The 25,086-nt window shown below is 67.8% G+C and carries 23 protein-coding genes and 2 tRNA genes; 7 read left to right on the forward strand and 18 right to left on the reverse strand.

Annotated features, from left to right (window positions below; translation table 11 throughout):
* Nucleotides 1-159: 159 nt before the first annotated feature.
* From ACFVBH_RS36610 to ACFVBH_RS36620, 3 genes are all read right to left on the reverse strand, one after another.
* Nucleotides 160-324 carry a hypothetical protein gene (locus ACFVBH_RS36610; protein WP_379008920.1) on the reverse strand — a complete coding sequence of 55 codons (165 nt, stop codon included), beginning with the start codon at nucleotides 322-324 and terminating at the stop codon, nucleotides 160-162.
* Complete coding sequence (locus ACFVBH_RS36615) at nucleotides 324-1,208, reverse strand: SPFH domain-containing protein (protein WP_354987796.1); 885 nt, start codon at nucleotides 1,206-1,208, stop codon at nucleotides 324-326. Before ACFVBH_RS36615 ends, ACFVBH_RS36610 begins: the two co-directional genes overlap by 1 nt.
* Nucleotides 1,209-1,400: 192 nt before the next feature.
* On the reverse strand, nucleotides 1,401-2,768 hold the full coding sequence (locus ACFVBH_RS36620) for an FAD-binding oxidoreductase (protein ID WP_379008922.1): 1,368 nt from the start codon (nucleotides 2,766-2,768) through the stop codon (nucleotides 1,401-1,403).
* A 70-nt stretch (nucleotides 2,769-2,838) separates the two neighbouring features.
* On the opposite strand from ACFVBH_RS36620, the gene ACFVBH_RS36625 reads away from it, so the two are divergent.
* Nucleotides 2,839-3,768 (forward strand): LysR family transcriptional regulator, encoded by a 930-nt coding sequence (locus tag ACFVBH_RS36625; protein WP_379008924.1) that lies wholly within the window; start codon nucleotides 2,839-2,841, stop codon nucleotides 3,766-3,768.
* Here the strand turns inward: ACFVBH_RS36625 and ACFVBH_RS36630 are convergent.
* Nucleotides 3,752-4,216 (reverse strand): DUF4383 domain-containing protein, encoded by a 465-nt coding sequence (locus tag ACFVBH_RS36630; protein ID WP_379008926.1) that lies wholly within the window; start codon nucleotides 4,214-4,216, stop codon nucleotides 3,752-3,754. The two genes, ACFVBH_RS36625 and ACFVBH_RS36630, sit on opposite strands and share 17 nt — an antisense overlap.
* Nucleotides 4,217-4,388: 172 nt before the next feature.
* On the opposite strand from ACFVBH_RS36630, the gene ACFVBH_RS36635 reads away from it, so the two are divergent.
* The 3 genes from ACFVBH_RS36635 to ACFVBH_RS36645 all read left to right on the forward strand — a co-directional run bounded on the left by ACFVBH_RS36635 (nucleotide 4,389) and on the right by ACFVBH_RS36645 (nucleotide 7,544).
* Nucleotides 4,389-4,820, forward strand: coding sequence for a helix-turn-helix domain-containing protein (locus ACFVBH_RS36635; RefSeq protein ID WP_354987792.1), 432 nt, complete (start codon nucleotides 4,389-4,391; stop codon nucleotides 4,818-4,820).
* On the forward strand, nucleotides 4,817-5,698 hold the full coding sequence (locus tag ACFVBH_RS36640; RefSeq protein WP_379008929.1) for an alpha/beta fold hydrolase: 882 nt from the start codon (nucleotides 4,817-4,819) through the stop codon (nucleotides 5,696-5,698). The genes ACFVBH_RS36635 and ACFVBH_RS36640 overlap by 4 nt, the downstream gene beginning before the upstream one ends.
* A 397-nt stretch (nucleotides 5,699-6,095) precedes the next feature.
* Nucleotides 6,096-7,544: an aldehyde dehydrogenase family protein gene (locus ACFVBH_RS36645; protein ID WP_354987790.1), complete on the forward strand. Its 1,449-nt coding sequence runs from the start codon at nucleotides 6,096-6,098 to the stop codon at nucleotides 7,542-7,544.
* Between the two features lie 196 nt (nucleotides 7,545-7,740).
* Here the strand turns inward: ACFVBH_RS36645 and ACFVBH_RS36650 are convergent, their stop codons facing one another.
* The 4 genes from ACFVBH_RS36650 to ACFVBH_RS36665 form a co-directional block, all read right to left on the reverse strand.
* Entirely contained in the window at nucleotides 7,741-8,493 is a 753-nt protein-coding gene (locus tag ACFVBH_RS36650; RefSeq protein WP_379009823.1) for an amino acid ABC transporter ATP-binding protein, read from the reverse strand.
* A 50-nt stretch (nucleotides 8,494-8,543) separates the two neighbouring features.
* Entirely contained in the window at nucleotides 8,544-9,524 is a 981-nt protein-coding gene (locus ACFVBH_RS36655) for an amino acid ABC transporter permease (RefSeq protein ID WP_379008932.1), read from the reverse strand.
* Nucleotides 9,525-9,533: 9 nt separating this feature from the next.
* Nucleotides 9,534-10,430 carry an ABC transporter substrate-binding protein gene (locus ACFVBH_RS36660; RefSeq protein WP_379009827.1) on the reverse strand — a complete coding sequence of 299 codons (897 nt, stop codon included), beginning with the start codon at nucleotides 10,428-10,430 and terminating at the stop codon, nucleotides 9,534-9,536.
* Between the two features lie 161 nt (nucleotides 10,431-10,591).
* Nucleotides 10,592-11,680 (reverse strand): isocitrate/isopropylmalate family dehydrogenase, encoded by a 1,089-nt coding sequence (locus ACFVBH_RS36665; protein ID WP_354987788.1) that lies wholly within the window; start codon nucleotides 11,678-11,680, stop codon nucleotides 10,592-10,594.
* 129 nt (nucleotides 11,681-11,809) lie between these two features.
* On the opposite strand from ACFVBH_RS36665, the gene trxA reads away from it, so the two are divergent.
* A complete protein-coding gene (gene trxA / locus ACFVBH_RS36670) occupies nucleotides 11,810-12,178 on the forward strand; it encodes a thioredoxin (protein ID WP_354987787.1) in 369 nt (122 codons plus the stop codon).
* Nucleotides 12,179-12,293: 115 nt separating this feature from the next.
* Here the strand turns inward: trxA and ACFVBH_RS36675 are convergent, their stop codons facing one another.
* Together ACFVBH_RS36675 and polA are read right to left on the reverse strand one after the other, a co-directional pair.
* Nucleotides 12,294-12,716 (reverse strand): 2-keto-3-deoxygluconate kinase, encoded by a 423-nt coding sequence (locus ACFVBH_RS36675; RefSeq protein WP_354987786.1) that lies wholly within the window; start codon nucleotides 12,714-12,716, stop codon nucleotides 12,294-12,296.
* Nucleotides 12,717-13,310: 594 nt separating this feature from the next.
* Complete coding sequence (polA, locus tag ACFVBH_RS36680; RefSeq protein ID WP_379008936.1) at nucleotides 13,311-16,046, reverse strand: DNA polymerase I; 2,736 nt, start codon at nucleotides 16,044-16,046, stop codon at nucleotides 13,311-13,313.
* Between the two features lie 175 nt (nucleotides 16,047-16,221).
* Between polA and ACFVBH_RS36685 the strand changes: the two genes are divergently transcribed.
* Nucleotides 16,222-16,294 (forward strand) — tRNA-Trp (locus ACFVBH_RS36685).
* 82 nt (nucleotides 16,295-16,376) lie between these two features.
* Here ACFVBH_RS36685 and ACFVBH_RS36690 read toward each other — a convergent pair.
* The 7 genes from ACFVBH_RS36690 to ACFVBH_RS36720 form a co-directional block, all read right to left on the reverse strand.
* The gene (locus ACFVBH_RS36690; RefSeq protein ID WP_379008939.1) at nucleotides 16,377-17,582 is read right to left on the reverse strand and encodes a PQQ-binding-like beta-propeller repeat protein; all 1,206 of its coding nucleotides are present in this window, start codon (nucleotides 17,580-17,582) and stop codon (nucleotides 16,377-16,379) included.
* Between the two features lie 98 nt (nucleotides 17,583-17,680).
* Entirely contained in the window at nucleotides 17,681-18,376 is a 696-nt protein-coding gene (locus ACFVBH_RS36695) for an ABC transporter ATP-binding protein (protein WP_379009832.1), read from the reverse strand.
* A gap of 47 nt (nucleotides 18,377-18,423) precedes the next feature.
* Nucleotides 18,424-19,392, reverse strand: a complete 969-nt coding sequence (locus ACFVBH_RS36700) for an ABC transporter ATP-binding protein (protein ID WP_354990563.1) — start codon at nucleotides 19,390-19,392, stop codon at nucleotides 18,424-18,426.
* A complete protein-coding gene (locus ACFVBH_RS36705; protein WP_354990564.1) occupies nucleotides 19,389-20,612 on the reverse strand; it encodes a branched-chain amino acid ABC transporter permease in 1,224 nt (407 codons plus the stop codon). Before ACFVBH_RS36705 ends, ACFVBH_RS36700 begins: the two co-directional genes overlap by 4 nt.
* Entirely contained in the window at nucleotides 20,609-21,643 is a 1,035-nt protein-coding gene (locus tag ACFVBH_RS36710; protein WP_354990565.1) for a branched-chain amino acid ABC transporter permease, read from the reverse strand. The genes ACFVBH_RS36705 and ACFVBH_RS36710 overlap by 4 nt, the downstream gene beginning before the upstream one ends.
* Before the next feature lie 83 nt (nucleotides 21,644-21,726).
* Entirely contained in the window at nucleotides 21,727-22,941 is a 1,215-nt protein-coding gene (locus ACFVBH_RS36715) for a branched-chain amino acid ABC transporter substrate-binding protein (RefSeq protein WP_379008943.1), read from the reverse strand.
* A 229-nt stretch (nucleotides 22,942-23,170) separates the two neighbouring features.
* Entirely contained in the window at nucleotides 23,171-23,794 is a 624-nt protein-coding gene (locus tag ACFVBH_RS36720; RefSeq protein ID WP_354990567.1) for an ANTAR domain-containing response regulator, read from the reverse strand.
* A 220-nt stretch (nucleotides 23,795-24,014) separates the two neighbouring features.
* On the opposite strand from ACFVBH_RS36720, the gene ACFVBH_RS36725 reads away from it, so the two are divergent.
* A tRNA-Leu gene (locus ACFVBH_RS36725) sits at nucleotides 24,015-24,098 on the forward strand.
* Between the two features lie 45 nt (nucleotides 24,099-24,143).
* Here ACFVBH_RS36725 and ACFVBH_RS36730 read toward each other — a convergent pair.
* Nucleotides 24,144-24,512: a tyrosine-type recombinase/integrase gene (locus ACFVBH_RS36730; protein ID WP_379008946.1), complete on the reverse strand. Its 369-nt coding sequence runs from the start codon at nucleotides 24,510-24,512 to the stop codon at nucleotides 24,144-24,146.
* Nucleotides 24,513-25,086: the final 574 nt, after the last annotated feature.

Raw genomic sequence — 25,086 nt, forward strand, 5'->3', positions numbered from 1 at the left:
CACGGCGAACGCACTCCCCGGCACGGCGAACGCACTCCCCGGCACGGCGAACGCACTCCCCGGCACGGCGAACGCACTCCCCGGCACGGCGAACGCACTCCCCGGCACGGCGAACGCCCGCGACGCGGGGTCGCGGGCGTTCGGCGGAAACCGGTGGAACTACGGGGATTTGGGTTCGCGGCCGGCCTGTTTGAGGGCCAGGCGCAGGGCGTACTCGATCTGGGCGTTGATGCTGCGCAGGTCGTCGGCGGCCCACTTGGCCACTGCTTCGTGAACGGCCGGGTCGAGCCGGAGCAGCACCTTTTTCGGCTCGCGCTTGACCATTACGAGTAGAGGGAGCCGGTGTTCACGACGGGCTGGGCGGGGCGATCGCCGCAGAGCACGACCAGCAGGTTCGAGACCATGGTGGCTTTGCGCTCCTCATCGAGTTCGACCATGCCCTGTGCCGCGAGACGCTCGAGGGCCATCCCGACCATACCGACAGCGCCCTCGACGATGCGGCTGCGGGCGGCCACGACCTGGGATGCCTGCTGGCGCACCAGCATCGCCTGTGCGATCTCCGGCGCGTAGGCCAGGTGCGTGATGCGGGCCTCCAGGACCTCGATGCCGGCCAGATCGGTGCGCTCGCGCAGCTCGGTGGTGAGCTCCTCGGCGATCTCGGCGCCGTCGCGCAGGCTGGTGCGGGCGTCGTCGTGCGCGTCGTAGGGGTGGATGGTGGCCAGGTGCCGGACCGCGGCCTCGGACTGGGTCTCCACGTACTGCTCGTAGTCGTCGACCGAGAAGGCGGCCTTGAAGCTGTCGACCACGCGGTAGACCACGACCGCGCCGATCTCGACCGGGTTGCCGTCCGCGTCGTTGACTTTCAGCTTCTGGGTCTCGAAGTTGCGCACGCGCAACGAGATTCGGCGCCGGTCGGTGAGCGGCACCACCCAGAAGAAGCCGGGTTCGCTGACCGAGCCGATGTAGCGGCCGAAGAACTGGATGACCCGTGCCTCGTTCGGGTTGACGACCAGCAGCCCGGTCAGGCCCAGCACCGCCACCGTCGCGATCACGAATCCGGCGACCGCCACCGCGACCCAGCCCGCGCCACCGCCGTCGCCCGCGGCGGCCAGGGCCGCGACCGCACCCACGATGGTCACCGTGATGACCGCCAGCAGCACCAACAGCAAGAGGAAACCGTTCCGCCGGAATGCCGGACGTAGCTCCATGAGTGCCCTCCAAATATCGAAGTGATATCACGACGATAGCGCGGATCGGCGGGGTTGCCAAGCGGGTTTCCGGCCCGCCGGGCCGAGATTCCATGCCTTGATGCGCATATTCCCATCGGCTGATGTGCCACGTGCGGCAACCCATTACGGCCGGCCCGCGATACGGCCACGGGGCACGCCCGAGACCTCGGATCAGCGGGGGCGGATGTTGCGATTGCCGCGAAAGAGGTTGCGGGGGTCGTGAACCGCTTTCGCCGCCGCGAGCGACGCGTACCGGGCGGGCTCGTAGCCCGCGCGGGTCTGCGCCTCGTCCGCGTTCGCGCCGTCGCCGTAGAGGAAGTTGAGGTGGTGCCCGATCGTCCACGGGGACAACGCTTCCCGGATTCCGGCGAGTCGTTCGCGAGCCGCGGAGCCGTCGGCGTCGGGCATCGCGATCACCCGGGCCACGTACTCGGCGGCGCGATGGTCCACCGCGATCCCCGCGGGTCCGGGGCGGCCCAGCGCGCCGCCGAGGTGCCGTAGCCCGGCCACGACCGGGGCGCCCGATCCGGGACCGGTGTGGTCCAGGAACGTGTCGGTGGCCTCGGCGGGCAGCTGCGACAGCAGGGCGTTGGTGGCGGCGTAGGGGTGCGGGAAGTCCGGGTCGCGGTAGATGGCGTGCGAGTCGGTGTACGGCATGACGCGCAGGTCGTCGGCCAGGCGCGCGCCGATCTCGCGCAGCGGGGCGACCAACCGCTCGCCCTGTTCGGCGCCGCCGTTGTACGCGATGTTGATCGTCGCGGTGTACCGGCCGCGGAGGTGTTCGGGTACCTGCGGGCTGTCCGGGATCGTGAGCATTGTGATGGCCGAGGTGAGCTGTTCGGGCAGGTCGGCGGTCCACAGCCGCCAGCCCTCGAGCGCGGGCCCCACCAGGCGAGCGTCGAATTGCAGTTGACCGCCGTAGACGGTGGTGATCGGCAGCAGTTCGATCTCGAGGGCGGTGACCACACCGAAATTGCCGCCGGTGCCCAGCACCGCGCCGAAGAGTTCGTCGCCGGGCTCGAGCCGGCGCGGGCGGCCATCCGCGGTGACGAGTTCGATCGCGCGCACATGGTCTGCGGCATAACCGAATTCGCGGGCGAGCAGCCCGATGCCGCCGCCGAGGGTGTAGCCGACCACGCCGACCGAGAGCGAGGATCCGTTGAGCGGCGCGAGCCCGTGCGCGGCGGCGGCCTCGATCAGCGCGCCGGCTCGGACCCCCGCGCCGACCCGGGCGACGCGGGTGACGGGATCGATCCGGACTGCGTCCATACGCCGGGTGGAGATCAGGACCCCGCCGCTCAGGGCGACCGAGAGGCCGTGCCCGGTCGACTGGACCGCGATCGGCATATCGCGCAGCGCCGCGAACTCCACCGCCGCGCGCACGTCCTCGGCGTGCAACGCGCCGACGACCACCTCCGGCCGATGCGTGTACGCCGTTTGGAATCCGGCGATTTCGTTGTCGTAGCCCTCGTCACCGAGCCGGAAGACCGGCCCGGCCACGGCGGGCAGATCGGATGTCGAACGGGTTGTCTGAGCCATGGTCCCAGCCTGCCGAGCCGCGATTGATAACTCCAACAGATAGTTGTTCTGATAATTAGAATCATTGGTTATGGAACTGCGGCAGCTGCGCTACTTCGTCACGGTGGCCGAAGAGGCCAACTTCACCCGGGCCGCCGCCCGCCTGCACCTGAGCCAGCCCGGACTGAGCGCGCAGATCCGGCAGCTGGAACGCGAACTGGGACAGCAACTTCTGGACCGCTCGACCCGAACGGTCACCGTGACCCCGGTGGGCGCGGCGGTACTCCCGCACGCCCGGGCCGCGCTGGCCGCGGCCGAGCGGGTGAGCCACACCGTCGACGAGTTCACCGGATTGTTGCGGGGCCGCGTGCGGGTGGGGATGATCTCCGGCGCGGCCGACGGCGAGGTCGACATCGCGCGCGTGCTGTCGGAGTACCACCGCGATCATCCGCAGATCGCGATCACCCTGACCGAGGACACCTCCGAGGCCATGTACGAGGCGCTGCGACACGGCGCCCTCGATATCTGCCTGATCAGCCTCTCCGGTGCGGATTCCGATCCCGATATCGCGCTGGAGACGGTGTACGAATCCCCGATCGTCGCGGCGGTCGCGGCGACCGCGACGGGCTTCGGCGATCGTATCGGACTGGCCGAACTGTGCACCCATCCGCTGGTCTGCCTCCCCGCGGGCGCCGGTATCCGAGGTGTGCTGGAAAAGAGCTGCGCCGCAGCGGGTCTGGTTCCGAACGTGGCGTTCGAGGCGGCCGCTCCCCCGCTGCTCATGCGGCTGGCGTCCTACGATCTCGGCGTCGCGATCGTGCCGCCGATTCCCCCGGACGCCGCCGCGGCGCTCGGGGTGCGCCTGCTCGACATCGATCCGCCGATGCGCGGCCGCCTGGCCCTGGCCTGGGGTACCGCGCAGCCGCTGAGCCCGGCCGCGAAGGTTCTGCTCGGTCAGCTGCGCATCGCCATGTCGGTCTGGAAGAACCCCGCGGCCATGTTCGTCAGCGCGCCGGAGTGAAGACCGCGCGCAGACCGCCGTCCAGCATGGCCTGTACGGCGACCAGGGCGAGAAGCAGGACGCCGGTCACGATGTGCTGAACGGCGTCGGCGGTGTGGTTCGGGAAGCTGAAGACCAGCACCCGATGGGAGAACAGCGCCCAGACGCCGACCCCGAAACCGCCGCCGAGCGCGGCGATGACGCAGTACCAGGCGGACCAGTGCTTACGGGTGGCGGCCGCCAGCGCGGGCGTGAACAGCAGCAGACCGGCGACGGCATGCCAGCCGTTGTAGTCCATGCCGAGCACCGGCGTGGCGGGTGCGTGTTCCCCGAGGGCGAAGCTCGGTTCGGTGATCCAGCCCGCGATGGCCCACACGATGTGCACCAGCCCGACGACGGCGGTCGCCCATTGCAGAAAACTCCACCGGGACAGGGTGATTCGGAGTTGGTCGGAAGTGTGCGCATCCATCGCCAATGCCCCCATCGCATTCGACACAATGTCTACTACATGCCGTAGTTGAATCTACTACACAGCGTAGCTGCCGAGCGGCACCACGCGGAAGGCTTCGGCCAGACGCTTCCCTAAACTTCCCTAAACAACCCTATTGCGCATCGACATAGGGTTGTTTACAGTCGTTCCCATGAACGATCGTCTGTACTCGGTGGAAGAAGTCGCCGAACGACTCGGACTGCACGTACGCACGGTGCGCGGCTATGTCCGCGACGGAAAGCTCACCGCCGTGCGGATCGGTAAGCAGTACCGCATCGCGCACGCGGATCTGGAGGCGTTCACCGGCCTGCCGGTGCCCGCCTCCCCGAGCGAGAGCGTCGCCCGGCGACGGCACGCCGAAGCCTCGACGATCGTCGAGGTCGATGCCGTGGACCCGGCCACCGTCGACCGGGTCGCGTCGCTGCTCACCGGCGCGACGGGCAATCGCCGGCTCGGCGACGATCCCCTGCGCTTCCAGACCTTTCACGACCCCGAACGTGCCCGGCTCAAGATCATCATCGTGGGCGGTCTCGCCGATACCGCGCGACTGCTCGAATACCTGGAAGGAGTGCTCGTCCCATGAGCACGCGAAGCACCACCGATACCGTCGCACCCATCTACAAGTCCCCGGCCGGCGCGGCCGCCATTGCCGAGCGCTACCGGGAAGTGCTGCGCGAGTGGCCCGTTCCCGCCGAACAGCTGCGGATACCCACCCGCGCCGGCGAGACATTCGCACTGGCCTCCGGCCCGGTGGACGCACCGCCGCTGGTACTGCTGCACGGATCGGGGGCGAACTCCTCGATGTGGCGCGGCGACGTCGCCGCCTGGGCGCGCGAATTCCGCGTCTACTCGGTGGATCTGGTCGGCGAACCCGGCGCCAGCGCGCCCACCCGGCCGGTACTCGGCTCGCCGGACGTCGCGCTGTGGCTCGACGATGTACTTGCGGGACTTGGGATTTCGGACACGTCGATGGTCGGCATATCGCTCGGCGGCTGGACGGCCCTCGACTACGCCCTTCGCCGGCCCGGCCGGATCACACGGCTGGCCCTGCTGTGCCCCGGCGGAATCGGCAGGCAGCGCTTCGGCTGGATCGCCAAAACCGTTGTGGCCAAGCTCTTCGGCCGCCATGATGTGCGCTCCTCGGCCGCCCTGGTGACCGGCCTCACCGGCCCCGAACTCGAGCCGGTGCTGGACGACGTGACCCTGACCTTCACCCATTTCAACCCGCGCACCGAACGCCTGCCCGGCTTCACCGATGCCCAGTTGCGTTCACTCACCATGCCGGTGCTCGCCATCGTGGGAGCGGACGACGTCATGTTCGACTCCGCCACCACCGCGCGCCGCGTGCGCTCGGAGGTCCCGAACGCGACCGTCGAGGTTCTGCCCGGCGTCGGCCACGCCATCCTCGGCCAGACCGACCGCATCATGGGGTTCCTGCGCGCGGACGCTCCGCCCGCCTGAATCCGCGCGGATCGCGGCGTCCCAGAGGTAGGCGGGGTCGGCCGCCGGGCCGGTCCGAAACTGCGGCGGCCGGCCGATCATGCGGACCGGGGGCGCTCCCCCGCCACCCCCGCAGCCCCACCCGCGACGCACAGATTCACCCTCTCACGCAAAGAGAGTCTTATTTCGATTTCGAGAGAGTGTTATTCTCCTAACGCTCCCGGCCGCGGAGATGCCACCCTCCCGCGACCGCGGGTACGGCAACGGTCCGCCTGTGACGCTCGACGCGGCGCGCGCGGGAGCACTCGAGCGTTCGAACGCGCCGCCGCGCACACGACGTGCGCAGGGCACAGAGTTCTCGACAACCGAAGGCACCGCGCTTCTCCGGACCGGAGGGGCTCGGCGAAAGGATGAGACAGTGAGTAGCACCATCGACGTCGAACCTGTGGTCGAAAGCCCCAGCTCGGGCATCATTCCGGTCTTCGACCCCTCCACTGAGGAGCAGATCGCGCAGGTCGTCGATTCCGATCGGAAGGCCGTCGACGAGGCCGTGGCGCGGGCCCGGGAGACGTTCGAGTCCGGTATCTGGCGCAAGCTGCCCGCCGCGCACCGCGCCGATGTGCTGTTCCGAGCCGCCGCCCTCGTGCGCGAGCGCACCGACGAGCTCGCCGCGATCGAGGCCCGCGACAACGGCATGAACGCGATGGCCGCGAAGCAGATCATCAAGGTCGCCTACGACATGCTGGTCTACTACGCCGGCTGGGTCGGCAAGATCCACGGCGAATCGAGCAACCTGGTCTCCGACGGCCTGCTGGGCGAGTTCGAGACCTTTCACACCTTCACCCAGCTCGAGCCGGTCGGCGTCGTCGGGCTCATCGTGCCGTGGAACGGGCCGTTCTTCGTCGCCATGCTCAAGGTCGCGCCCGCCCTGGCGGCGGGGTGCAGCGCGGTCCTCAAGCCCGCCGAGGAGACCCCGCTCAGTGCGCTCGAGCTCGAGAAGATCTTCCGCGACGCGGGCCTGCCCGAGGGCGTGCTCAATGTCGTCACCGGCTACGGCGAGACCACCGGCGCCGCGCTCACCGCGCACCCGGGCGTGGACAAGATCTCGTTCACCGGTTCGACCGAGGTCGGCCGACTGATCGTCAAGGCCGCCGCGGGCAACCTCAAGCGCCTCACCCTCGAACTGGGCGGCAAATCGCCGCTGATCATGTTCGACGACGCCAACCTGGACAAGGCGATCATGGGCGCCGGAATCGGCCTGCTCGCCGGCTCGGGGCAGAACTGCTCGTGCACCTCCCGCATCTACGTGCAGCGCGGCATCTACGACCGGGTCGTGGACGGGCTCGCCGCCTTCGCCAAGATGCTGCCGATGGGCGGCAGCGACGATCCGACCTCGGTCCTGGGCCCGCTGATCAGCGAGAAGCAGCGACAGCGGGTGACCGGCATCGTGGACGAGGGCGTGGCCGCAGGCGCGCAGGTGATCACCGGCGGTAAGCACCTGGATCGGCGCGGCTACTTCTACGAGGCCACGATCATCACCAACACCACCCCCGACATGCGGCTCATCCGCGAAGAGATCTTCGGTCCGGTCGGCTCGGTGATCCCGTTCGACGACGAGGACGAGGTGATCGCCGCCGCCAACGACACCGAGTACGGTCTAGCCGGCTCGATCTGGACCGAGAACCTGGGCCGCGCGCACCGCGTCGTCAACGAGCTGCGCGCCGGGCAGATCTGGGTGAACACCGCGCTGGCAGCCGACCCGTCGATGCCGATCTGCGGGCAGAAGCAGTCCGGCTGGGGCGGCGAACGCGGCCGCAAGGGCATCGAGGCCTACTTCAACACCAAGGCCGTCTACATCGGAATCTGAGCCAATCTCGCCCAGGTGCGGGCCGGAAACCGAACATCGATCGGCCCGCACCTGCTCGGCGAATTCGGCCGTCGATGCGTTCGGCCACCCACTGCGGCGCGCTGCGTGTCGCGAGCCAGCGCAGCAGCAGCGCGACCGGATCGGCCCGGTGGCGACCCACTATCGAAGGGCCGCACCGTGTCTCGCGACCGAGCGGTCAGAGAATGCGGGACAGGAACGCCTTGGTGCGCTCGTGCTGGGGATTGGCCAGCAGCTCGCGCGGATCCCCGGCCTCCACGACCACCCCGCCGTCCATGAACGCCAGCTGGTCGGCGACCTCGCGGGCGAAGCCCATCTCGTGCGTCACCACCACCATGGTCATGCCTGAGGCGGCGAGTTCGCGCATGACGCCGAGCACCTCGCCGACGAGTTCCGGGTCCAGCGCCGAGGTGGGCTCGTCGAACAGCATCAGTTTGGGATCCATGGCCAGCGCCCGGGCGATCGCCACCCGCTGCTGCTGCCCGCCCGACAGCTGCGCCGGATACGAATCGGCCTTGTCCGCCAGGCCGACTCGGGCCAGCAGCTCCCGCGCGCGCTTGATCGCGTCGGCCTTGCGCACCTTCTTGACCCGGGTCGGGGCCTCGATGATGTTCTCGAGGACGGTCCGGTGCGGGAACAGGTTGAAGTGCTGGAACACCATGCCGATGTCGCGGCGCTGGCGGGCGGCCTCGCGCGGGTGCAGCTCGTAGAGCTTGTCGCCCTTCTCGCGGTATCCCACGAGTTCGCCGTCCACGTACAGCCTTCCGGCGTTCACCTGCTCCAGGTGATTGATGCAGCGCAGGAACGTGGACTTGCCCGAGCCGGACGGGCCGATGAGGCACAGCACCTCACCGCGTTTCACCTCGAGCGAGATGCCCTTGAGCACCTGCAGCGTGCCGAAGCTCTTGCACACCCGGTCCGCGCGCACCATCGGCGTGGTCGCGGCGACCGGATCCTTGTCGAGACTCTTCTTCTCGAGGCTCACTGACCCTCCACCCCCGAACGCTGCATGGAAGCCAAGGCCCGCAACTGTTTCGCGGTCATCTTGCGCGAGGATCCGCGAGAGTAGTATCGCTCCAGGTAGAACTGGCCGACCATGAGCACGCTGGTGATGGCCAGGTACCAGGTGGCCGCGACCAGCAGCAGCGGGATCGGCTGGAAATTGATGCCGTAGATATCGCGCGCCCGCCCGTACAGGTCGGTGGTGAGCGGTATGGCGGTGACCAGCGACGTGGTCTTGAGCATGGAGATCAGCTCGTTGCCGGTCGGCGGGATGATCACGCGCATGGCCTGCGGCAACACCGTGCGGGTCATGGTCTGCGACCACGACATGCCCAGCGCGGTCGAGGCCTCGCGCTGCCCGTCACCCACCGAACCGATTCCGGCGCGGACGATTTCGGCCATGTAGGCGGCCTCGTTCAGACCCAGGCCGATGACCGCGAACACGAACGGCGCCGAGAAGTCCTGCACGTTCCAGTTCGCCAGCGTCGGCCCGAACGGCACGCCGAGGGTGATGGTCTTGTACAGCGACGGGAACAGGCCCCAGAACACCAGCTGCACGTACACGGGCGTGCCGCGGAAGATCCACAGGTACACCCACGCCACCGAGCGCAGCACCGGATTGGGCGACAGCCGCATGACCGCCAGCAGTACGCCGAGCACCACGCCGATTGCCATGGCCAGCACGGTGAGTTCGAGGGTGACCAGCGCGCCGGAGGCGATCTTGCTGTCCCGCAGGTACAACCGGTACGTATCCCAGTGATAGGCGGGATTGGTCGCGGCCCCGTACAGGAACAGACCCAGCAGAATCAGGATTATCGCGGCCGCGAGCCACCGGCCCGGCCGTCGCAGCGGAATCGCTTTGATCGGCTCGGGCTCGGTGGCGGTCACGACGGTCGCAGCCGAGGCTGCGGAATCAGGCTCCGGAGCCGAAGCGGCGGAGTCCTTCTCGTCCTGCGACATGGTCGGCGATCAGCCCTGTGCGCCGTTGATGACCGACTTGGTGATCGCGCCCTCCTGGACGCCCCAGTTCTCGGTGATCTTGCGGTACTGGCCGTTGTCCATCAGGTACTGCACGGCTTCCTGCAGCACGGGGGCCAGCGCGGAACCCTTCTTCACCGGCCAGCCGTAGGGCGCGGCGTCGAAGAGCTGGCCGGCGGCCTCGATGGTGTTCTGGTTCTGCTTGATGGCGTACGCGGTCACCGGGGAATCGGCGGACATGGCGTCGACCTGTCCGTTCACCAGCGCGGTGGCAGCGGCGCTCTGCTCGTCGTAGGCGACCTTGGTGATCTCCGGCTTGCCGGCGGCGACGCAGGCCGCGCTCTTGGCCGGGATCTCGTCGGTGTCCTGAACGGTGGTGCGCTGCACCGCGACCCGCTTGCCGCAGGCGTTGTTCGGGTCGACCGTCTTGCCCTTCTGCTGGGCCCACTGGCTGCCCGCGTTGAAGTAGGTGACGAAGTCGGCGGTCTTCTCGCGCTCGGCGTTGTCTGTCATCGAGGACATGCCGAGGTTGTAGGTCCCGGCCTCGATGGCCGGGATGATCTTCTCGAAGTCGGATTCCTTGTAGTCCGCGCTCAGGCCCAGGACCTTGGCGACCGCGTCCATGAGGTCGACGTCGAAGCCGACGATCTTGCCCGAGTTCGGGTCCTTGTACTCGTTGGGCGCGTAGGGGATGTTCACGCCCACGGTGAGCTTGCCCGAACTCGCCACGTCGGCGGGAACCTTGGCGGCGATGGCGTCGACCTTCGCTACCTCGACCTTGTCCACCTTCGGGGAATCGGTCTCGGTAGTGCTGGTACAGGCGCTCAGCACGAGAGCGCCACCCGCTAGGACGCAGGCGGCCCGCAGGGCACGCCCGCGGAAATCGATACGAGACACAGCAGTCCTCCACAGTTCGGTCACGCGACAACCGGACGTCGCCCGCCGTTTGAAATGTAGGCGAGTCGTACATTTCGTGCGGGCCGGTAACCGAACATTAATCGGCGACACGCCGACAGGTGCTCGTTACACGACCGGTTCCGGCAGTGCGCTCACCAGCGATGCAGCCGGGCCCGCACCTGCTCGGTGAATTCGGTCGTTGATGCTAACCCACCCAAATCGGATGTTGCTACACCAGCCCGCAACGTCTCGGCTACCGCATGTTCGATCCGTTCGGCCACGCGGTGCAGCGCACTGTGCGAAGTGCGTGTCGCGAGCCAGCGCAGCAGCAACGCCGCCGAGAGCTGCAGCGCCACGGGATTGGCGCGGTTGCGACCGGCGATGGCCGGGGCCGCGCCGTGCACCGCCTGGGCCATGGCCTGATGGTCGGAGCAGTTCAGCGAGGGCGCCATGCCGAGCGAACCGCTCAGTTCCCCGGCCAGATCGGACAGGATGTCGCCGAACATGTTCTCGGTGACGATGACGTCGTAGTCCTGCGGCGCGCGCACCAGATGCGCGGCCGCGGCGTCCACGTGCTCGTCGGTCACCTCGATATCGGGGAACTCCGCCGCCGCGATCTCGTAGCACACGTCCCGGAACAACCCCATGGACATGGGCAGCACATTGGCCTTGTGCACGATGGTGACCCGCTTGCCCCGGGAGCTCGCGTTCTCGAACGCGGCGCGCGCGATGCGCTCGATCGCCGCGCGGGTGAACAGCCCCACCGCCATGGCCACGTCCGGGGTCGGCTTGAACTCGCCCGAACCGGCGAACATGTTGCGGTCGGCGTAGAGCCCCTCGCTGTTCTCGCGCACGATGAGCAGATCCATCTGCGGAACCGTGGACCGCACGCCCTCGACGGTGCGCGAGGGCCGCAGGTTGCCGTACAGGCCGAAGCGTTTGCGCACCGCGCCCGCCGGCGGCAGTCCCGTGCGGTAATCGGCTGCGTAGGAAGCGTTGTCGTGCGGGCCCATGATCCAGCCGGTCAGACCCTCGAGGGCGGCGAGCGTCGGCTCGGGCACCGGGTCGCCGTACTCCTCGATCGCGGCGTGCCCGATCAGCAGCGGCACCCAGTCGATGGGCGGCAGTCCCACCACCGCCACCGCGTCATCCACCACGTTCCGGGTGGCGCGCACCACCTCCGGGCCGATGCCGTCACCTTCGATCAACCCCAGCCGGAGCCGAGTCTCGCTGTCGCTCATAGCAGTCATCCTCGCGCAAACCGGGCGGCGGCCCGGAGGCGGCACGCGGTTGGCGGTTACCGTTATGGGTACAGGGAAGAGAACCGCACGGCCCGGTGTTGGACCGGGAAATCGACACGAGAGGACGCCATGGCCACCCAGACCCTGACCGAACAGAACTTCGACGAGACCGTCACCGGCAGCGACATCGTGCTCGTGGACTTCTGGGCCTCGTGGTGCGGCCCGTGCCGCGCCTTCGCCCCCACCTACGAGAAGTCCTCCGAGAAGCATCCCGACGTGGTTTTCGGCAAGGTCGACACCGAGGCCGAGCAGGGTCTCGCGGCGGCGGCGAACATTCGCTCGATCCCGACCATCATGGCCTTCCGCGAGGGCGTGCTGGTGTTCGCGCAGCCGGGCGCGCTGCCCGCCGAGGCCCTCGAGGACCTCATCGGCCAGGTGCAGGCGCTGGACATGGACGAGGTCCGCAAGCAGCTCGCCGAGCAGCAGGCCGCCAAGTAGGTCCGCAGCGCGCTCGATCGCGTCAACTCGAAAAGACTGCGCCGCAACCGGAATCGGTTGCGGCGCAGTCTTTTACGTTGCGGCGGAGGTAGCCCGCGGTGGCGGGCCCGTCCGGTCAGCGCAGAGAGTTGATGCCCGCGATCATGGCGCGGACGGTCGATTCGGCGCTCTCGTCGGCCAGGGCGGCGCCCCAGCCGCGGCGGCCGTTGAACTCGCATTCGACGAAGGTGGCGGTGCCGCGGTCGATGCGGCGCTGGTGGAACTGCAGGATCTCGACCGGATAGCCCTCGTCGTACAGGGCCGAGGTCAGGGCGGCGACCGGGCTGCCGGTGGAGGTCACCGTGCGCAGGCGGCCTTCGAATTCGAGGGTCGCGGAGAAGTCCGCGGCCCGGCGGTAGGTCCATTCGCCGAGCTTGATCGCGCCCGCGTCGCGGCAGTAGCGATCGGTGAGTTCGGCGAGGGTCAGGCCGGTGCTCTCGGCCCGCAGGCTCGCGGGGGCAGCGGCATGGAACGTGGGGGTGTCAAATGTGATTGTCATTGGACTAGGTCTTCCCGACTTCTTCTCAGAAATTGGCAGAGGGGACCAGCACAGAAAAGTTCAATCGGCCCGCAGCGAGGGACCGGTCCGAATCAGACCCCGCTACGGCGGAGAACTACGAGTACGCGCGCCACAGCCACCATCGCGGTGAGCGGAACAAGCGCGGCGCGGTCGCGGTCGGCGACATTGCACGCTGCGCTGCGGCTGTGGGCGGGATTCGGCACGGCACCGAGCATAGGGGCAGATCAACGCAATGGCAACCATATTCGCATTCGACCCACGGGTAACTTCGTCGCAGGTCATCGACCCTGTGGTGCACGCCATATCGCCGGCCCTCCCGATGCTCGGCTATCAGCGTTCCGGCCGCCGGCAACCACCGCTGCGACAGCGAGCAAACCCCGCCGGACGATCGTTCGAACCCTCCGTGAACACGCCGCCCGCGGCGGGGTCGTCCGTCGCGGCCGGGGGGCCGCCCGCCGCCCGGGACCGGCGCGGGACACGAGTCGACCGTCACGGGACACGAGTCGGCCCGTGCGCCGGAGAGCACGGGCCGAGTCCGTCCGCGAGCGGCCGCGCCGCCACCGGCGTGTCGCGTCAGTGCGCGGCGGCGTCCCAGCTGCGGCCGACGCCGACCGAGACCTCGAGCGGCACCGAGAGCTCGATCGCGTTCGACATGTGTTCGCGGGCAAGGGCTTCGAGCTCGTCGCGTTCCCCGGCGGCGACCTCGAAGACGAGTTCGTCGTGGATCTGCAGCAGCATGCGCGAGTGCAGCCCGGCCGCCTTGATCGCTTTCTGGGTGTCGATCATGGCGACCTTGATGATGTCGGCCGCGGTGCCCTGGATGGGGGCGTTCAGGGCCATGCGCTCGGCGGCCTCGCGGCGCTGGCGATTGCTGGAGTCGAGGTCGGGCAGGTAGCGGCGGCGGCCGAACAGGGTTTCGGTGTAGCCGGTCTTGCGGGCCTCGTCGACGGCGTCGTTCAGGTAGTCGCGGATCGCGCCGAACCGCGAGAAGTACACGTCCATCTGCACTTTCGCCTCTTCGGCGCTGATCTTGAGCTGCTGGGAGAGCCCGTAGGCGGACAGACCGTAGGCCAGGCCGTACGACATGGCCTTGATGCGGCGGCGCAGCTCCGGATCGACCTCGGTGATCGGGATGTCGAACGCCTTGGAGGCGACGAAGTTGTGCAGGTCCTCGCCCGAGTTGAAGGCCTCGATGAGGCCCTCGTCCTTGGACAGGTGCGCCATGATGCGCATCTCGATCTGGCTGTAGTCCGCGGTCATGAGCGATTCGAACTCGCGGCCGACCACGAAGGTGTCGCGAATGCGGCGGCCGGTGTCGGTGCGGATCGGGATGTTCTGCAGGTTCGGCTCGGTCGAGGAGAGCCTGCCGGTGGCGGCGACGGTCTGGTTGAAGGTGGTGTGGATGCGGCCGTCGTCGGCGACGGACTTGAGCAGGCCGTCGACGGTGACCTTGAGCCGGGTGGCGTCGCGGTGTTCGAGCAGATGCTGCAGGAACTCGTGCCCGGTCTTCTCGTAAAGCCCTTCCAGCGCATCGGCATCGGTGGTGTAGCCGGTCTTGGTGCGCTTGGTCTTGGGCATGTCCAGCTCGTCGAACAGCACCACCTGGAGCTGTTTGGGCGAGCCGAGGTTGATCTGTTTGCCGATGACGCCGTACGCGGCGTTGGCGGCCTCGCCGACGCGGTCGGCGAACTGGCGCTGCAGCTGCTCGAGCTGACCGGCGTCCACGGCGATGCCCGCGGCCTCGAGTTCGGCGAGCACGCTCAGCAGCGGCAGTTCGATGTCGCGCAGCAGGGCGGTGGACTCGATGCGCTCGAGTTCGGTGTCGAAGGCGTCGGCGAGGTCGAATACCGCACGGGCGCGCAGCATCGCGGCCTTGGCCACCTCGGTGTCGACGTGGTCCTCGTCGTCGAGCAGCGACAGCTGGGTCTCGCCGGCGTCGTCCACGCGCAGTTCGCGCTTGAGGTAGCGCAGCGACAGGTCGTCCAGGTTGAAGCTGCGCTGGCCGGGCAGGATCAGGTAGGCGGCCAGGGCGGTGTCGCTGGCGAGACCGCCCAGGGTCCAGCCGCGCCCGCGCAGGGCGTGCATGGCGGATTTGGCCTCGTGCAACGCCTTCGGGGTCGCGAGGTCGGCGAGCCAGGCGCCCAGGGCCCGTTCGTCCTCGGGGGTGAGGCCGTGGACGTCGAGGTACGCGCCCTCGCCGTCGGCGGCGGCCAGGGCGATGGCCTGGACGTCGCCGTGGACGGGCGTGCCGGTGCCGATGACCGTAACCCCGTGCCGCACACCGGCGGGCGCGTGCTGGGCCAGCCAGGCCGTCGCCTCACCGGGCAGCAGGGCCGCCCCGCTGATCTCGAAACCGGATTCGGCCTCGGGCTCGACCGGGGACAGCGTGTCGAACAGGCGGTCGCGCAGCACGCGGAACTCGAGCTCGTCGAACAGGCGGTGGATCTTGTCCCGGTCCCAGGGCTGCACGGCCAGCTGATCGGGGGTGTAGGGCAGCGGCACCTGCTTCACCATCTCGGTGAGCTGGCGGTTGAGCAGCACGCTGGACAGGTTGGCGCGCAAGGCATCACCGACCTTGCCCTTCACGGTGTCGACCTTGTCCACCAGGGTGGCCAGATCGCCGAACTCGCGAATCCACTTGGTGGCGGTCTTCTCCCCCACGCCCGGGATGCCGGGCAGATTGTCGCTCGGGTCGCCGCGCAGGGCCGCGAAGTCGGGGTACTGCGCGGGGGTCAGGCCGTACTTGTCCTCCACCGCGGCCGGGGTGAAGCGGGTGAGCTCCGAGACGCCCTTCTTCGGGTACAGCACGGTGACGTCGTCGCCGACCAGCTGCAGCGAATCGCGGTCGCCGGTGACGATCAGCACCCGGAAGCCCTGCGGCACGGCCTGGGTGGTGAGGGTGGCGATGACGTCGTCGGCCTCGTAGCCGTCGATCGCCATGACCGGAATCCCCATCGCGCCCAGCACCTCCTGGGTGACCTCGACCTGCCCGCGGAACTCGTCGGGCGTGGTGGCCCGGTTCGCCTTGTACTCCGGATACGCCTCGGTGCGGAAGGTCTTGCGGCTCACGTCGAACGCCGCCGCCACGTGGGTGGGCTTCTCGTCCCGCAGCAGGTTGATCAGCATGGCCGTGAACCCGTAGACCGCGTTGGTGGTCTGCCCACCGGCGGTTTTGAAGTTCTCGGCGGGCAGCGCGTAGAACGCGCGGTACGCCAGCGAATGCCCGTCCAGCAACAACAGTGTGGGCTGCTCGCCGGAGGTGGAAGCGGACACGGCACTCGGACGCTGATCGGTAGAGGCAGGGGTCACGGCACAGAGTCTAGGGACGTCGACCGACACATGTGGGAAGCGGGCACATAACCCCCGCCCGGCCGGGTCATCCGTGCGGAGACCGCCCGCGAAATCGGGTTTCGCGGGCGCACCGAAATCCGATTTCGCGCGCGCGGCCCTTGCTGATAATCTCGACCGCGCGCACAGCGCACCAAGGGGCGTAGCTCAATTGGCAGAGCAGCGGTCTCCAAAACCGCAGGTTGCAGGTTCAAGTCCTGTCGCCCCTGCATCACGGGCCGGTCATCGTCATACGATGACCGGCCCGATGCGTTGCGCGGCAACGGTTGTGCGGTGTCCGGGCGACACTCGTCACGCCGATCCGCCGAAGCCGTAGATCTCGGTCGTTTCCTCGGTACGGCAGCTGACCAGGACCGCTCCCGGCACCGCGGTCAGTCGCAGCGGCCGGCCACAGTCGCCGGGCATGTCGACGGGCACGACCGCGGGGCCCGAGTCGTCCGGGAGGTTCCACACCCGCAACCATCCGTACTCGAGTTCGACGCGCTGGGTGGCCAGCGGGAGAACCTTCACATAGCGTCGATCCGACCGGGGGTCCGGTTCGGCGGGCCACGGCGCGAAGGCGACGGTGGCCAACTGCGCGGGGTCCGCGACCAGCAGGCGCGCGGGATCGTCCGGGAGGACGGGCACGCCGGCACCGGCCGGCACCCTGTACCTGCACCACAGCTCGACCGTGTCGGCCGCCGCGGTCAGGTCGATGTCGAATTGATTTGTCGGAACCACGATTTCACGGTTCGACAGGACCGCCCCGGTGGCCGGATCGAAGGCGCGAAAGGTCACCGTCACCGCGCCCGACGACTCGCGGCACCCGATGGAGTAGTAGATGGCTTCCGGCGTGGTCGCCACCCCGCCCCGGAAGGTGCAGGGTTCCGCACCCGGTTCGACGGTCCACATCCGCCGCCCGGTGCGCGCGTCGTAGCGCGTCAGATGCTCGGCGTCGGCGAGCACCAGCATCTCGTTCCCGGCCGAGGCGTTGGACACGTCGCGCGGTATCGTCTCCTGCCCGATCACGGCCCGCAGGAATTCCGAATCGGCCCAGAGCAATTCGCCCGTGAAGGCGTCGAAGGACCGCAATCCCAACCCGGACCAGCCGACGACCACGACCCGCCCGCCTTCGGTGGACGCCACCTCCATCAGCCGGGTGGTCCCGTGGTGATCGGTGGTTCGGGGGACCGAGTAGTGCCAGCGCTCCCGCCCGGTCACGCCGTCGAAAGCCCGCAGCCCGGTCGCGTCCACCACGACGAACCCCGCTCCGGCCGAGCGGATTTCGACGCCGGAATCCACGCCTGCCGGATTGGGCAGCGAGAGGCGGTAGGCCTGGGCGTCCAGCCGCCGGGGAACCGGCGCGGCGACCGCGGAACCCGCGAGAGTGTGATCGGGACCGGCCTCGCCCCGGTCGCCCGAGACGAAGGCGCCCGTCACCGCGACACAGACGGCCGACAGCAGGATCGTCGTCCAGCGGCGCGACGCGACTACCGATCGCCGTGTGCGTTCGACCATGGTGATTCCTCCCCCGACATCGCGGAAGCACCGCGAAATAGACTGGTCGACCACCTGATTCAGGTGGTCGACCAGTTCTACCCTGTTCGCGGGGTGGGTCAGCCCACGCCGAGGTAGGCGGACTTCACGGCGGGGTCGTGGAGGAGGTCGCGGCCCGCGCCGGACTTGGTCACCTCGCCGGTTTCCAGGATGTAGGCGCGGTCGCTGCGGGTCAGGGCCTGCTGGGCGTTCTGCTCGACCAGCAGGACCGTGGTGCCCTGGGCGTTGATGTCGGCGATGATCCGGAAGATCTGCTGAATCACCATGGGGGCCAAGCCCATCGACGGCTCGTCCAGGAGCAGGAGTTTCGGGCGGGCCATCAGGGCGCGGCCGATCGCGACCATCTGCTGTTCGCCGCCGGAGAGGGTGCCGCCGACCTGTTTCTGGCGTTCCTTCACGCGGGGGAAGAGCTCGAAGATCCACTCCAGGGTGCTGTTGTAGTCGGCCCGGTCCTTGAACGGGCGGCTGTAGTGGCCCATGTCCAGGTTTTCCTGCACCGTCATGCCGGGGAACACGCCGCGGCCCTCGGGCACCTGGATCAGGCCGATGCCTACGCGCTCATGGGCTTTCATGCGGGTGATGTCGCGGCCGTCGAAGGTGACGCGGCCGCGCGAGAGCGGCAACAGCCCCGACAGGGCGCGCATGGTCGTGGTCTTGCCGGCGCCGTTCGCGCCCAGCAGGGTCACCAGCTCGCCCTCGGCGACCGAGAGCGAAATGCCGTGCAGGGCTTGAATTCTGCCGTAGCTCACGGCCATGTCCTCGACTTCGAGGAGCGGGGGCCGCTTGTCCTTGTCCAGGGAGGTCACTGTGCACCCAATTCCTCGTCGGGGACGCCGAGATAGGCGGCGATCACCTTGGGGTCCTCACGAATCGCCGCGGGCAGGCCGTCGGCGATCTTGCGGCCGAACTCGAGCACCACCACGCGATCGGTGACACCCATGACCAGGCGCATGTCGTGCTCGATGAGCAGCACCGTGAAACCGTCGTCGCGGATCTTGCGGATCAGATCCATGAGCGCGGACTTCTCACTGGGGTTGAACCCGGCGGCGGGCTCGTCCAGGCACAGCAGCTTCGGCTCGGTGGCCAGGGCCCGGGCGATCTCCAGACGGCGCTGATCGCCGTAGGAGAGATTGCGCGCCTTCTCCACCGCGCGCGGTGCGATGCCGACGAATTCCAGCAGCGCCATGCCTCTTTCGACGGCGTCACGCTCCTCGGCGCGATGGCGGCGGCTGCGGAAGATGGCCCCCGGCACCGAGGTCTTGTGCCGCGCGTCGGTGCCCACGACCACGTTCTCGAGCGCCGTCATCTCCCCGAACAGGCGAATGTTCTGGAAGGTGCGGGCGATGCCCAGGCGGGTGATCTCGTTGCGCTTGGTCTTGGTCAGCGGCTTGCCGTCGAAGTACACCGTGCCCGAAGCCGGTTGGTACACACCGGTTATCGCGTTGAAGCAGGTGGTCTTGCCCGCGCCGTTGGGCCCGATCAGGCCCAGGATCTCCCCGCGCCGGATCTCGAAGCTGACATCGTCGAGGGCGACCAGACCGCCGAACTTGACCGTGAGACCGTCGGTGCGCAGCAGCGGCGCACCGACCTCGGTCTGGATATCGCGTTGCGGGGCAACGAATTGCGCGACAGCCTCGGCGTTGCCGAGCACCGGCAGCACCTCGGTCACGTCCAGGGTGCCCGCACTGGGCTCGGCGGCCGCCTGCCCGCGGTGGCCCGCGGCCAGATCCTCGTTGTCGAACAGCGCGTCACCCGCGCCCGGCCCGGTCATTTCCCGGCTCCCGTCGTCGTCTCGGCCGCCGGTCTCCGCACCGCGCGAGTGATCTGCCGGCCATAGGCCAGCAACTTCTGCCGCACCGGGAACAGACCCTCGGGCCGGAAGATCATCATGATCACCAGCGCGAGGCCGAACATCAGGTACTTGTAGTCGCCCAGGGTCTGCCCGCCGACCTCGATCGACTGGAAACGCCAGGGCAGGTACGCGATCAGGAACGCGCCCACGATCACGCCGAGCTTGTTGCCGCGCCCGCCCAGCACCACCGCGGACAGGAACAGCATCGACAGGATGATGTCGAACTGGGGCGGATTCACGAAGCTCACCACACCGGCGAACATGGACCCGGACAGCCCGCCGATCGCGGCGCCGATCATGAACGACCAGAGCTTGAACTTGAACGTGGGCACGCCCATCATCTCGGCGACGTCCTCGTCCTCGCGGATCGCGACCCACGAGCGGCCCACGCGGCTGCGCTCGAGATTGCCGACCACCAGCAGGACCAGGATCACCAGCACCATGCCGAGCCAGAACCACCAGGTGCCGTAGTCGGCGCGTTCGAGCGGATTCCAGCTGGACTTGTCGCCCAGGTTGCCGGAGAACACGCCCTCCGGATGTTCCTGCGACTCACCGAGATACGGATGCGCGATACGCGACAGGCCGAGCGAGCCGTTGGTCAGCTCCCCCAGGTTGTCGGCGTTGAGCCGGACGATCTCACCGAAGCCCAGGGTCACGATGGCCAGGTAGTCGCCGCGCAGGCGCAGCGTCGGCAGGCCCAGGATCAGGCCGGAGATCGCCGTGATGATGATGGCGATCGGAACGCACACCGCCCAGGCCCATTTCGAGTCGAAGATCGACAGGTCGGGCTTGAGCGGACTGTTCGGACTGGTGAGCAGGCCGACGGTGTACGCGCCGACCGCGAAGAAGCCGACGTAGCCCAGATCGAGCAGACCCGTCTGGCCGACAACGACATTGAGGCCGATGGCGATGAGCGCGTACATGGCGAAGGTCGCCATGACGAAGCCGAAACTGACGGCCGGGGTGTCGATCAGCGGCGGCGGATACATCGGGAGCAGGGCCAGCAGGATGAGCGCGGGCACGCCCACACCCCACTGCGCGGGCCGCGAGAGCCCACTCCACCACGTGCGCAAGGCATCTCCCACGCCACGCTTCGGCCGTTGCGCCTGCGGGAGGGTGACCGGATCGGTAGAACTCATACCCTCGCCTTCCCCAGACTCTCACCCAGGATGCCGGTCGGGCGGAACATCAGCACCGTCACCAGCAGTAGGAAGGCCACCACGTCACGCCATTGGAAGCCGAGCAGCATCTGCCCGTACTGCTCCATGACCCCGAGCACCAGCCCGCCCAGCAGCGCGCCGCGCAGGTTGCCGATGCCGCCGAGCACCGCGGCGCTGAACGCCTTGATGCCGAGCAGGAAGCCGCCGTTGAACACGATGCCGGTGGGCACGCGCAGGGTGTAGAGCAGCGCCGCGGCGCCGGCCAGCAGACCGCCGATGAGGAAGGTCAGCATGATGACCCGTTCCCGCGAAACGCCCATCAGCGTGGCGGTATCCGGGTCCTGTGCGACCGCGCGAATACCGCGGCCGAATTTGGTGCGGTTGATGAGCATTTCGGTGGCTATCGCCAAACCCACCGCCGCGAAGATGATTACCAGCGTGACATTGGTGACCGGTGCACCGGCAATCGTGAATTGGGTGCTGGGTTCGACGAGCCGGATTCCGGTCTGGGCGTTGGTGCCGCCCAGACCGGGTTTGATTTTCGGCAGGATGTAGTGCACGAATTCCTGCAGCACGAACGACATGCCGATCGCGGTGATGAGGAATGCCAGCGGTTTCGCGCCGCGTTTGCGCAGTGGCCGATAGGCGACGCGTTCCAGGCCCACCGCGGCGCCGCCGGATACGGCCATACCGATCAGCATGGCGATGCCGAGGTAAACGACCGTCAGGACCACGCCCTGGTTGTAGACGTCACCGCGAGCGGCGAAGCCGAGCAGCTCCAACCCCAGATAGCTGCCGAACATGCCCAGCATGAAGATTTCGGAATGCGCGAAGTTGATCAGGCGCAATACGCCGTAGACCAGGGTGTACCCGACTGCGACGAGGGCGTAGATCGAGCCGTAGCTCAGACCGTCGACCGTCAATCGCCAGAAGTCGTCGACCACACCCGAGACATTGAACTCGATCGATGCGGCAAGCACATCCGTACCGATAGCTGCGGTGGAACTCATTCACTACTCTCGCCGTCGAGGAAACAGCGTGTGCGCTGTTGGATTATGTCCCGCGCACACGCTGTTTCGAATCGGTGGATCGCTTACTTGACCTGGTAGACCCAGATCGCGGCATTGGACAGCTCGCCCGTGGCATCCCACTTGAACGGCTTGGACAGGCCGGTGCCCGAGTACGTGCGCACGAACTCCAGCAGATCCGCGCGGGTGACCTTCCCGGAGTCGATGCCCTTGAGGAAGATGGTGGTCAGGTCGTACGCCTCGACCGAGTAGACGCCCGGGGCCTGGCCGTTGAGGGCCTTGTACTCCTCGGCGAACTTGTCGGGGGCCGGGCCGCACGGGCAGGACAGGATCGCGTCCTTGGACGCGGCGCCCGCCTGGCGCACGAACTCCGGATCGTTGGAGCCGTCCGCGGAGATGAACGGCGCGTTCACCCCGCCCGAGCGCAGCTGCTGCACGAAGGGGGCGGATTCGGCGTAGTAGCCCGCGTAGAAGATGGCGTCGGGCTTGGCCGTGTTCAGCTTGGAGATGGCCGCCGCGAAGTCCTTGTCGCCTTCCTTCACGTTCACCGCGCAGGAGGGATCGTTCGCCGCGCCGAGACCGGAGATGACGGTCTTGGCCAGGCCGGTGCCGTAGTCGGTGTTGTCGGCGACGACGCAGACCTTCTTGTAGCCGCCGGTGTTGGCCAGGTACGCGCCCACGGCGGCGCCCTGGTCGTCATCGTTGTTCAGGCCGCGGAAGAAGGTCTTCCAGCCGTTCTTGGACAGCGTGGCGTTGGTCGCGGACGCGGTCAGAGCCGGCAGGCCCGCGTCGTTGATGATCTGGCCGGTCGCCTTGGTCTCACCGGAGAAGGTGGGGCCGATCAGGCCGACGATCGACTGGTCGCCGACGATGGTGGGGACCACGCCGGACGCGTTCTGCGGCTTGCCCTCGGTGTCGAACTGCTTGACGCTGACCTGGCAGTTCGGATTCACCTTGTTGTGCTTGTCCAGGGCGAGCTTGACACCCATGAGCACGTTGATGCCGAGCGCGGCGTTGCCGCCGGTCAGCGGGCCGGCCATGGCCAGATTCAGCGGGGCGCAGGTGGCTTTGCCGTCGCCCGCGGGATCGGCGGCGGTGGTGCCGGCGCTCTTCGGGAGTTCCTTGCCGTCCGGGCCGATCTGAACCAGCGGCTGGATCGACAGATTGGCGGTACCGCCACCGTTGTCATCGGTCGACTTGTCGCTACAGCCCGCCAGCGCGAGGGCTGCCACCGCCCCGACAACCACCGCGCGGGCCACCCGGCCGCGCGTGCGTGTCATTGAACCAAGCACGATTCACCTCTATGTTCTGTGCTCCCCCGGCTCGCGGAGGTGGGCCGCCCCATCGATCGGCCCGGACAGAACATATCCCCGCCACGTTAGCGGCGCATCACATTCGCATCATCCATGTGACATCGCAACAAACGATTGCGCCCCTCGTGTTACCGGCAAGTAAATCGCCGCCGCGCATTAATGGCAACAGAGGGGCAACAACGGGGCAATCCGCCGTCTACTTCGGAGCGAGATTCTCCAGCACGACTTCCGCGACCGCCTTCATGGTGGTGCGACGGTCCATCGCGGTGCGCTGAATCCACTTGAACGCCTGCGGCTCCGACAGGCCCTGGGTCTGCATGAGCACACCCTTGGCACGCTCGACCAGCTTGCGGGTTTCGAGGCGGTCCGCGAGGTTGGCAACCTCGCCCTCGAGGGCCGTGATCTCGTGGAAACGGCTGGCCGCCAATTCGATGGCGGGCACCAGATCGGACTTGGTGAACGGCTTGACCAGATAGGCCATGGCGCCGGCGTCGCGGGCGCGCTCCACCAGATCGCGCTGGCTGAAGGCGGTCAGAATGACCACCGGCGCAAGGCGTTTCGAGGCGATCTCGGCGGCGGCGTCTATACCGTCGCGGCGCGGCATCTTCACGTCCATGATCACCAGATCCGGGCGCTTCTCCTCGGCGAGGTCCACGGCCTGCTGGCCGTCGCCCGCCTCACCCACCACCAGGTAGCCCTCCTCGGAGAGCATCTCCACCAGATCCATCCGGATGAGGGCCTCGTCCTCGGCGACCACCACGCGCTTGGGGGCCGATGCCGCGGCATCCTTCTTCGAACCGCCCCCTGCTGTCGTTCCCATAGATGAAACCCCTGTCGCTCCGATACCAACACCCGACGTACATCGGTCCGAAGCCACCCTCGACGGATCGGCACGTACCCGAGTCCCCAAAGAGTACCGTCCACCCGCCGCTACAACCCATCTACCCAGCGCAAACCGACCAGTATCACAACGATGTCATCCGCACCGGACTCCGGTTAGGTTCCCGCCGCCCCCACCCGCTATAGTTTCGACCTGGTGCGCCGAGTTGGCGGAATAGGCAGACGCGACGGTCTCAAAAACCGTTGCCCGAAAGGGCGTGTGGGTTCGATTCCCACACTCGGCACTGAGGTAGAGGGCCATTTCCGTGATCTCGGAGATGGCCCTCTTTTCATGCGGTCCGCAGTGCGTCCGCAGCAGCTTGGGCGCCGGCGTCCGTTCCATCGGCCACCGTGTCGAGATCGTCCGGGAACAGATGCCCGTACAGATCCAAGGTCAGGGCGGCCGTCTTGTGCCCCAGCATCCGTTGCACGACCTTGATATTCGCCCCGGCACTGATCGCCAGCGAAGCGGCGGTATGCCGGAGCCCATGCGGCACAACATTTTTCACACCCGTCGATCTCGCGGCCTGATCGAACACCCAGCGGAACTCCTTGGAGGTCAGATAGCCGCCCTTGTGGCTGGGAAACACCAACTCGTCCGGCTCGCGGCCGTCCAGGAGCTTCCGGAGATCCTTCACAAGGGTCGCGGGGATCGGCACGGCCCGCGTCGTGTGGTTCTTCGTGCCGGTCGTTCTCTGATCCCCTTGCCCGTGACATGAGTTGCGAACGGGAAGCGTTGATACGGCGCCGATCGAGATCGATCGCGGCGACCCGCAGCTCTACCGCGTCACCGAACCGAATGCCCGCTACGAGCCGGCACGAACACCAGCAGATGCAATCGGCCAGCAGCCAGTGCCAGCCGTATGACCTTCAGATGAGTTAGCTAGCGCCGCTGCGAATGGGGACCATAGGAAGTGCGACATCCCCAGCGGATTACTCGCCAGCTTGCCTTGATCACGAACGCAGCACCTGCCCGAGCACCTGGTATGCCTGCGTCACTCAAGGGCGACATTTCGCGCCGTCAAGCAGCGCGGCCGGGCAACCGCCGACCTACGCAACCTGCGGCAAGCAAGCGCGTCGGCAGCGCTGGCGACGTGGTCGAACGAAGATCACTCCCATCTGACCCCTTTCGCAAACAAGGCATTGGTGAGCATGACGCCCGCTGTCCCCGACCTACTTGCCCGCACTAGATCATGAAGCCGCTGAAATCTGACCGAGTCGACGGTTCGTGTC

The sequence above is a fragment of the Nocardia sp. NPDC057668 genome (assembly GCF_042799795.1).
Taxonomy (GTDB): domain Bacteria; phylum Actinomycetota; class Actinomycetes; order Mycobacteriales; family Mycobacteriaceae; genus Nocardia.